General features: G+C 37.7%; 7 protein-coding genes. 1 reads left to right on the forward strand and 6 read right to left on the reverse strand.

Annotated features, from left to right (window positions below):
- Positions 1-18: 18 nt before the first annotated feature.
- The 6 genes from lepA to JSS34_02550 all read right to left on the reverse strand — a co-directional run bounded on the left by lepA (position 19) and on the right by JSS34_02550 (position 9,129).
- Positions 19-1,827 (reverse strand): elongation factor 4, encoded by a 1,809-nt coding sequence (gene lepA, locus JSS34_02525; protein ID MBS0185217.1) that lies wholly within the window; start codon positions 1,825-1,827, stop codon positions 19-21.
- Positions 1,828-1,838: 11 nt separating this feature from the next.
- Positions 1,839-4,256: a phenylalanine--tRNA ligase subunit beta gene (locus JSS34_02530; protein ID MBS0185218.1), complete on the reverse strand. Its 2,418-nt coding sequence runs from the start codon at positions 4,254-4,256 to the stop codon at positions 1,839-1,841.
- Positions 4,253-5,353: a phenylalanine--tRNA ligase subunit alpha gene (pheS, locus tag JSS34_02535; protein MBS0185219.1), complete on the reverse strand. Its 1,101-nt coding sequence runs from the start codon at positions 5,351-5,353 to the stop codon at positions 4,253-4,255. The genes JSS34_02530 and pheS overlap by 4 nt, the downstream gene beginning before the upstream one ends.
- 118 nt (positions 5,354-5,471) lie before the next feature.
- Entirely contained in the window at positions 5,472-5,834 is a 363-nt protein-coding gene (gene rplT, locus JSS34_02540; protein ID MBS0185220.1) for a 50S ribosomal protein L20, read from the reverse strand.
- 12 nt (positions 5,835-5,846) lie between these two features.
- Positions 5,847-6,047 (reverse strand): 50S ribosomal protein L35, encoded by a 201-nt coding sequence (gene rpmI, locus JSS34_02545; GenBank protein ID MBS0185221.1) that lies wholly within the window; start codon positions 6,045-6,047, stop codon positions 5,847-5,849.
- A gap of 271 nt (positions 6,048-6,318) precedes the next feature.
- Complete coding sequence (locus JSS34_02550; GenBank protein MBS0185222.1) at positions 6,319-9,129, reverse strand: hypothetical protein; 2,811 nt, start codon at positions 9,127-9,129, stop codon at positions 6,319-6,321.
- Between the two features lie 251 nt (positions 9,130-9,380).
- Between JSS34_02550 and JSS34_02555 the strand changes: the two genes are divergently transcribed.
- The coding region (locus JSS34_02555; protein ID MBS0185223.1) for an AAA family ATPase at positions 9,381-10,464 on the forward strand (1,084 nt) is incomplete at its 3' end.

Below are 10,464 nucleotides of genomic sequence, written 5' to 3' on the forward strand. Positions count from 1 at the left end.
GATTCTTAGTTTAAATCATTAATTATCGCTCATTTTAAGAGCATCTAAGAAGGCACGCTGCGGGATTTCGACTTTTCCAAATTGACGCATTTTCTTTTTTCCTTCTTTTTGCTTATCAAGAAGTTTTCGCTTGCGAGAAATGTCACCTCCATAACATTTTGCTGTAACATCTTTGCGAAGGGCAGAGACAGTTTCTCGGGCAATCACTTTTCCTCCAATAGCGGCTTGAATGGCAATTTTGAAAAGTTGTCTCGGTATAATATCCTTGAGGCGTTCACACATAACGCGTCCGCGTGTATCAGCTTGATCTCTGTGAACAATACACGAGAGCGCATCTACAGGTTCAGCATTGACAAGAATAGATAGCTTTACAAGATCGCCAGTTTCATATCCATCCATTTGATAGTCAAAGCTTGCATATCCTCGGCTGATTGATTTAAGACGATCGTAAAAATTAAAAACGACCTCATTAAGAGGCAGCCGATAAACAACCATCGCTCTTGAACCTGCATAAGTTAAATTAAGCTGAACACCGCGTCTTTCAGAACACAAGGTTAGAAGGGGCCCTAAGTATTCATCGGGAACAAGGATCGTTGCTTGAATCCAAGGCTCTTCAATATGATCAATACGAACAGGATCAGGCATGTCTGCAGGGTTATGAAGCTCAATAAATTCGCCATTTGTTAAAAAAATACGATAAATGACGCTGGGTGCCGTTGCAATTAAGTCAAGATTAAATTCGCGTTCAAGCCGTTCTCCAATGATTTCAAGATGTAAAAGGCCTAAAAACCCACACCGAAACCCAAATCCCAGAGCGGCTGACGTCTCTGCCTCAAATGAAAAACTTGCATCATTAAGATGGAGTTTTTCAAGACTTTCGCGCAAACGTGGATAGTCATCCGCATCTACTGGAAAAAGACCACAAAAGACAACAGGAACGGAAGGTTTAAACCCTGGTAATGGAATAACGTCACGATTTTTATCATCTGTAATGGTATCTCCAATTTGACAATCTGCAACATGTTTGATGCTGGCTGTGAGATATCCAACTTCTCCAGGTCCAAGTTGAGCAATGGGTGTAATTTTAGGTGTGAAAACACCCACTTGTTCAACCTGATAGGTTGCATTGGTCGCAACCATTCGAATTTTCTGATTTGCTTTTAAAACACCATCTTTAATGCGGACAAGGATCACGACACCTAAGTAAGGATCATACCAGCTATCAATTAAAAGTGCTTTTAAGGGGGCATTAAGTTCACCGACAGGGGGAGGAAGTCTTGTGACAATAGCTTCTAAGACATCTGGAATGCCGACGCCTGTTTTGGCAGAGATTAAAATAGCATCATGTGCTGGCAGCCCAATAACATCTTCAATTTGTGTTTTAATTCTCTCGGGTTCTGCTGCAGGAAGATCCACTTTATTTAAAACAGGAACAATTTCATGATTGTTATCAAGAGCAAGATACACATTTGCAAGCGTTTGTGCTTCAACGCCTTGACTTGCATCAACAACTAAAAGAGAGCCTTCACAGGCTGCAAGAGACCTGCTGACTTCATAAGCAAAGTCTACATGCCCAGGTGTATCCATAAGATTGAGCTCATAAACAAGTCCATCTTTGGCTTTATAGGTAAGGCGAACTGTTTGTGCTTTGATTGTTATTCCGCGCTCACGCTCTAGATCCATTGAATCAAGGATTTGATCCTTCATTTCCCGGTTTTCAAGGCCGCCACATGCCTCAATGAGACGATCGGCAAGCGTGGATTTCCCATGATCAATATGGGCAATAATTGAGAAATTTCGGATAAGAGAAAGAGGTGTTTGGGTCATGCTTTAATACTTTAAATACGTAAGGTGGCGTTCACAGTTTTTTGGGCAACCTCAATAATGTTTTGAGAAAGGTCCTTGATCTCAGAATCTTTAAGTGTTTCTTGATGAGGGCTTAAAACAATCCGAAGTGCAATTGATTTTTGAGAAGCAAGAAGCCCAACTCCTGTGTAGACATCAAACACTAAAACATTCTCAATAAGAGATTTATTAAGCGCATATATGGCATCAATCAGAGGCTGTATTTCTTCATTTTTTTCAAGGATGAATGCAAAATCCCGTGTGACTTTTGGATAAGGCGATAAAAATAAAGCTTTTTTAGAAGAAACGTATTTCGGAGAAGGAAGCGCGTCTAAAAAGATTTCAAATGCGAAAACTGGATTTTGGTCATCAAGATCAAAAGCTTTTACGATCGTTGGATGGAGGGCCCCAAAAAACCCAAGTAAACGTTTTGCTCCTTGGTAAAGAGCGCCGCTTCTATGGGGATGAAAATAAGAAGGGAGTGACTCTCTTTTAATTTGGAAAGATGTGGCAGACATCCCCCATGCTTCAAGAAGACTAAAGACATCCGCTTTGATATCAAAAAGATCAAAAGGCCGCATTTCTTTTTTCCAATGGAGAGGCGTTGTTTCTCCTTTTCGGATGCCAGAAAGTGTTAAAACTTGGTCATTTGGAGAGGCTCCTTTAAAAAGTGATCCAAGCTCAAATAAAGAAGCTGATGGAAAGCCCTGGTTTTGATTTTTAAGGCATACTTTTAAAAGACCTGGGAGCAAAGAAGGTCTTAAAATGGACATATCTTGGGAAATTGGATTTTCAAGTACAAGATCTTCTTTTTTTTCGTCAAAATAAGAGAATTCCTTTTCAGAAATAAAGGAATAGGTTACACATTCAAGAAATCCTCTTTGGGCGAGAAGACGTTTTAAAAAAATTTGTTTTTCTTGAAAGGGCGTTAAGAGTGACTCTCTTTCTAAAGTTTTTGAAAAGGGTGGAAGAGGAAGGTTAGGAATGTATTCAAATCCCTTAAGCCGTACGATTTCCTCAATAAGATCTTCTTCTTTTTCAATATCTGGTCGCCAAGACGGAATCTCAAAAGTCTGCGTTCCTGAGGTTTCTTGTTTGGGAATAAAGCCAAGGCGACATAAAATGTCTTTGGCTTCTTGAGATGAAATCTCAACCCCTGTTTTTTGAAAAATGTGGGTGTATGTTAAAGAAGCATGACGGGGGATATAAGGACTTGGATTAAGATCAATGATATGACTTATTGTTCCACCGCAAATATTTAGGATAAGACGAAGAGCTTCTTGGAATCCAAAAGAAAGACCTAAAGGATCCACGCCGCGTTCAAGTCGTTGACGTGCATCCGTTTGAATCATTAATTTTTGTCCAGTTCGAGCAATGATAATTGGGTCAAATAGGGCGCCCTCTAAGAATACATCTTGTGTTTCAAGTGTACAACTTGACGATAACCCTCCTAAAATTCCTGCTATACTTTGAATACCCGAGGTATCACTGATAACAAGCATAGAAGGATCAAGAGAATAGGTTTTTCCATTGAGCCCTTCAAAGCTTTCGGATGACTTTGCAAAGCGAACGGTAAGATCAGAGATTTTTTGAGCATCAAATACATGCAAAGGACGAGCAAACCCAATAGAAATATAATTTGTTATGTCGACAAGCGCAGAAATTGGAGTGAGACCTGCAGAAATGAGAAATGATTTAAGCCAAGAAGGGCTTTCACAATTTTTAACGTCTTTAATTAGGCATCCCATAAAACGAGAACAAGCATTTTGAGAAATAACCTTTGAATCCAATGTCACAGAAAGAGGGCTTTCAAAGGAGCCTTTCAGAGAAGGAAGAGGGGGCGTTTTTAAAACGCCTGCTTGTTTTGCCGAAAGATCCCGTGCAATTCCAAAAACTCCAAAACAATCGGGACGGTTGGGCGTAATTTTAAGATCAAAGAGAACTTCTCCAAAATTTGTAGCTTCTTTAAAAGAAACACCGGGTGTAAAAGAGCCAGAAAGTTCCATAATTCCGTCACTTTCCGTCGCAAGGCCGAGCTCTTTTTGAGAACAAAGCATTCCTTCACTTAGGACCCCACGGATTTCAGAAGATTTAAGAATTTGCCCCGTTGCAGGAATAAGAGTTCCTAAAGGGGCGTAAACTACCCAAATTCCGGGTCGTGCGTTAGGGGCTCCGCAGACGACCTTAGAGATATTTCTTTGTCCTAAATCAACATGACAAATCTTAAGGCGATCTGCATTTGGATGAGGAGATGTTTCGGTAATGTATCCAATTTTAAAAGGAGTAAGCAAGAGACTCTGATCATTGAGAGATTCAACCTCGAGTCCAAGATTGATAAGATACTCTGCAATTTCTTGAGGGGATAAAGAGGTGTCTAAGTATTGCTTGAGCCATTCGAAAGAAAATTTCATGGAACGACACTCCCAAAAAGAGAAGGGCTTGTTCCCCAAGAAAATCCATAGTGATTAAGCCACCTTAGGTCTCCTTCAAAAAAAGACCTCAAATCTGGAATTCCATATTTTAACATGGCAATTCTCTCAAGGCCCATTCCAAAAGCAAACCCTCCGATTTCAGAAGGATCCAATCCACAATTTGAAATAACATTGGGATGTATCATTCCACATCCAAGAATTTCAAGCCAATTATCGGCTTTTCCTAAAATAATTTTTCCATCTTTATGGCTATATCCAATATCAACTTCAGCAGAAGGCTCTGTAAAAGGAAAAAAACTAGGTCGAAGTCGTATTTCAAGTTCGGGCAAATTAAAGAAAAATTTTAAAAATTCTGTTAGGAGCCCTTTTAAATGTCCCATGTTTAAGCCTTTTTCAAGTGCAACGAGTTCAACTTGATGAAACATAGGTGTATGGGTATTATCGTAATCAGAGCGATAAACAGGCCCAATAGAAACAAAACGAAAGGGAGGTTTTTTAGTTTTGAATTGACGAATTTGAATATTAGAAGTGTGTGTTCTTAAGAGAAGGGGTTCTTTAGAGTTTTCAGGATTACGAGCTTTAAGATAAAAAGTATCATGCATTTGACGTGCAGGATGATGTTCTGGGATATTTAAGTCTCCAAAATTATGATCTGCAGTCTCGATTTCTGGTCCTTCTTCGAGAGAAAATCCTTGCTTTGTAAAAAAGGAAAGGACCTCTTCTTTCGCTTGCGTTAAAGGATGCACCTTGCCGGAAGGAGAAGGACGGATAGGAAGCGTAATGTCTTCCCAGGAGTCTTTTAAGGTCTCTTCTAGCGCCTGAGCTTCTAATATCTTTTTTTGAGTTTCGAGGGCTTGCGAAATTTTATCTTTGAAAATGTTTAAAAAAGCACCTTGGTTGCGTCTTTCTTCTGGACTTAAAGACATCATTGTCTTCATATGATCTGTTAGGATACCTTTTTTCCCTAAGATAGAAATACGGATGTCCTCTAAATCTGAGAGAGCTTGAGTTTTTTTTATATTCTGAAGAAAAGTTTCCAAAGCATCAGAATTTAAAATCAGGGATGAAGAAGACATCAGGATATTCCATTCTTAGTTTCAAGAAAAGTCTCTTAACTTTTATAGCAGGGTCTTTGTTTAAAAACGAGAGACAAAAAAGGGCACCCGCAGGCGCCCTTCTTTAATTATAAAGTCTTTAAGCTTTTTGGAGGGCTTTACGTACTTCTTCAACAACACCTTTAAAAGTCTCTTTTTCAGAAATGGCTAAGTCGGAAAGAACTTTACGGTCCATCTCAATCCCTGCTTTTTTAAGGCCAAATATAAATTGAGAATAAATCATTCCATATTCCCGGACAGCCGCATTGATGCGTTGAATCCAAAGAGCTCTAAATTCACGTTTCTTTGCCTTACGGTCTCGATACGCATATTGTAAACCTTTCTCAACTTTTTCAACAGCGACTCGGAAACAAGTACTTGAACGTCCTCTGTATCCTTTGGCCAGTTTTAAAATCTTTTTGTGACGCTTATGGGTGGTCACACCCCTTTTTACGCGTGCCATCTTTTTTCCCCCTTATCCGTTTGGAAGCATGTATTTCTTAACAACCTTGGCATCCATCTCTTTCATAATGGTCGCACCTCTGGCTGTTTGAATCATTTTCTGGGGACGTTTTGTCATTCCATGGCGTTTGCATGCAGGTCCCATCTTGACCTTACCGGCAGCATTAAGACGAAACCGCTTTTTAGCGCTGCTTCGTGTTTTCATCTTGGGCATTTCATCTATCCTTTCTTTAAGGGTCTAATCATAAGGGCAAGTTAGGCATGCCCCCAAGACAAATGTTATAACATCCGGTCTAAAGTGAACTTTAAACTTCTTGGGCCTACCCGCACCTTAGACCCCTTTATAAGAGGCTTCTCTTCAAAAAACAAGTTTTAATTTTTTACTAAAGATCAAATTGGTCCTTTGCCTTATAAAGTTTGTATAAGACAATTCAAGTTTAGGAAACGAACGTTGCCAATTTTTTTAAGCTATTACTTTAATTATCTCAAGACATCTCTTCATAAAAATCTTCATGAGAAAATTGAAATTTTATCCTTTCATGAAATTCAGGAGAAAGAAGTTCTTTGCGAAGGTTCACAAGGAAGGCTCTAAATTTGTCATTCTTTTCTTTGTTACTATGCCAAGTGCGTGAGCTTATTCGGAATTTGACATTTTGTCCTGTTTTGAAAAACGTCTCAAAACATAAGAGACATGTCTTCCATTCTTCATTCATGGGAAAAGGAAGAGTGTCATTTAAATAACGAGGGGTCTTCCCAACAAGAGGTATGTAACATTTTTCTAAAGCAGGAGGAAGACATTCTAACAAAGAGGGTAAAAAGGAAACCTCTGTAGAAAGGGATAGAGATGAAAGATGGTTCAATTTTTTTAAAGAAACGCTAAGAGCATCTTTAAACGCTTCATTCATTGAGTCGTTAAAACTCAAACTCTTCAATTTTGTACATTGTACAAGCCACTCTCGACAAAACTGAGTCGTGAGAGAAACTTTCGGTGTCTCTTTATTTTGAGGAGGTTCAATATCTATTAAGCACAGATGTGTTATGGAAGGAAGACCCGCTTTTAACCATCCGTCTTTGCTATGCTGAAGGGCCCAAAGACATAAAGTTTGTTCTCCTGAATCAAGAAAAGGTTCTTTTAGCTGAACACCCATAAGTTCTTGAGATACAGAAAAAATCTGCTCCATCTTTTCATCATCTAAAAAAGTTCCCTCTTTTTGATACAAAGACATGAGACTTTCAGTAAGTTTCTCTAGAGCAAATGTATCCCAAAAGAAATGAGGCGATTTTAAAAGATTTATCACAAATGCATGTCCTTCTGGATAACTTCGATAGACAAGATGAATAACAGAAAGCTTCGTTTCAAGCGCATCTATATCTAAGCTGGAGAGAAGAACTTTTTGAGATTGAGGTGATTGCTCTTTAAAGAAGTCCAAATTATCAGGATTCCAAAAAAATGCCTGAAGTTCTGGAGGAAGTCCATGTAAAGATCCAAGCTTTACAGTACTTTTCCAATCTCCTTTCTTTTTGTGCATTTTAAGAGTTCCGTGTCCCAGACTTTCTACAACAATATCAAAAGCTTTTTCTCCATTAATATTAAAGGTAATGTCTCCAAAATAATCTTGTTTAGCTGTATGAAACGTCAAATGGTTCACATCTCTTTCTTCATATGACACCATAAAACCTTCTCGTTGAAAGAAGGAGCAGAGACGTTTAAATTCTGCATGTATAGCTTCGAGCGCGGGCTCATAGGCAATAGAATTAGGATTCGTTGGATCAGGAACAAAAGTGCGTATCACATTCAGCATATTGATTATACCAGGGGCAATTTCATAATCCGGCGTACCTGCTTTGCCTTCAGTGGACTTTAAGTATCGAACATGAGGAAGATTTGAGACATTTTCCATCCAAATATTTCGTGTTTTTTGCAAAAAAGCCTCTTCTATTGTAAATATATCTTCCCAACACTTTTCGAGAAGACTATTTTCTGAAAGAGCGAGACCATGTTTGCTAAAGCCATATCCTGCTCCCATTTTAGTCCAAACGAGATAATAAAGGAACCTTCTTGCTAATGTTTCCATACAGTCGGGTGCAGATTTTCCTTTATAGAATGCCGTTCTATATTGAATCTTGGGAGGGTAGGAATTTTCAAATAAATCATACCCACGCACTAAGAAGGCTGCGTTCTCAGGGATACGTAGAGCCTCCTCTAATCTCTTTGGGTTGTTTCGAATCTCCCAATAAGTCGTTTCCTTAAACTGTTGTGTGGGATAAGAGATTCCAGAATCGATATCTTCTACATCTAAGTACCCTCTCAAAAACATCTGTACATCCGTGGTCTCAGTTGCTTTTTGCCAGAAAAAATAAAAGATTGCACGCTGCATGAGCGATCGAGGAAGATTTGTATTTCTTCTTTGTTCTTCTATTGCATTCACAAAAATTTCTATAAATCGAAGGGCTTCAAATTCATTTTCCTTATTTTTAAAATATCTTAATCGCGTGTGAATTTCAGATTCTTCACGTTGAGGCATTAATGCAGTTTGGTATGATTCTATTTCTCCTTCAGCAAGAAACCCTGAGTGAAATATATTCACATATTGAGAGTTTTTATTGAGCATAGCTTGAAGGACATGTGTTAAAAAAAGAGGATCTATAGGCGAGACTTTTAAATCTTTCTCTAGGTCCTCTCTTAGATTCGTACAATAAGACGCAAGAGCGCTAGAAAGATTTTTTTTAAAATCACGCTCAAGAAATTCTGGATACTCTTTCATGAGGTTGTAATATTTTTCTTCAGTAAGGAGTTTTTCTTTTTTTAGAAGAAGTCTATATAACATACTTTTAAAAACGTTTTCATCCTGAGGATTTAAGAATTGATCTTCAAAAAGTCTTAGAATCTTTCCCACACGTAATGGATCCAATTTTCCTAAAACATCTCCACTTTGATTTGCAACCAGAATTACTCTGTCGGGAGAAGGGAAGAGATGTTGAATAAAAGAAGTTATAGCATCCTGAGGAAATCCTAAAAAAAATTCGGAATCTTCAAAAAAAATACATTGTGGATGAATATGCATATTTTTTTGAGGATCAATTCCTCCTAAATTTCCAAAAAAACGAAAAGTCTGCAATATATTAAAATTAGAAGCCTCTCGAGAGGGCAGGAGGTCTGGATTAAAAGCTCGACCATGTTGCTGACATTTCGCATTAATATAGTCATCTAATCCCATTTGTACTATTCCATGGGAATAAGAGACCAAACTTAAAAAAAAGAGGGCAAAATATAAAAAGAAAACACGTAATTTCATAATAAAATTATCTCATTAAAAATCTTCAGGATTTAAGCCATGGCACAAGTACATATAATGTCCACTATGGCATTATTGAAGTATATTATGTCTTATTTGTATATGAGAGAGAAATCATATAGCCTCTTGACTCTAAAATTAAAAATGTCTTTCGAAAAGGCTTTCCGTGAGGTGATAATAAATTTTCTCGCGGAAGTTTTTAAGGTATGTTACGGTAGTTTAAGATTCGGCAATATGAGCGATAAAAGACGATGACAGAGCTGCAGAATAAAACTTATACCATCAATATTGGAACAGACGATTTTAAGAAAATGGTAACAAGCAATACCTTGTTTGTGGATAAAACGTCTTTTATTCCTGCTCTTCTTGGAAGTGGATATCATGTCACTCTTATTACGCGTCCACGGCGATGGGGAAAAACTCTGAACATGACGATGCTACAATATTTTTTCAACATCCCCGTTCAAGAAGATGGACGTATTGATGAAGAAGAAAGGTCTAAAAGATATCAGATTTTCTCTCAATTAAACATTGGGACTCAGAAAGAGATAATAGAGGGATATCTTGGACAATATCCTACACTTTTTATCTCTTTTAAAGACATTAAGGGCCTCACATATGAAGACCTTGAAATAGAACTCAGAAACCTTATTTATAAACTTTATGCATCTCATAGATATCTTCTAGAAAGTGATAGACTCGATGATATCCAAAAAGAATATTTTAGAAAATTTATTACAAAACAATTTGATCTTTCTGAGTTAAAGGATAGCCTTTACGCTTTGAGTGAAATGCTTTTTGTCCATTTTGGAAAAAAAGTTGTTATTCTGATAGATGAATATGACACCCCTATGAATGATTGGTATGCAAAACAACTTGCGCGAGAAGGAAAACCTTCTGCAGAAGAGGATCTTTATCTTCAAAACATACTCCTTTTGTTTGGAAGTCTTTTGAGTAAAGCCCTTAAAGGGAATGATTATCTTGAAAAGGGTGTTGTGACTGGAATTCTTCGTGTAGCGAAAGCAAATCTTTTTTCGGGTCTGAATAACCTTGTTGAGGACTCAATTTTAGATGAAACGTATGCAGAACATTTTGGGTTTACAGAGAAAGAAGTGAATATTTTACTTCATAAATCAAATATAGACAAAAATCCAGAAACAGTTCGTGATTTAAAATCTTGGTATAATGGATATAACATCGGGGAAATTACGATTTATAATCCTTGGTCGATTATGAATTGCCTGAATAATAAAGGTGCATTTAAAGCTTACTGGGTGGGGACAGCAAGCACGGCACTTATTGAACAAGCGCTCATTCTTGATAAATTTCAAACAG

The sequence above is a fragment of the Pseudomonadota bacterium genome (genome assembly GCA_018242545.1).
Lineage (GTDB): Bacteria > Pseudomonadota > Alphaproteobacteria > 16-39-46 > 16-39-46 > 16-39-46.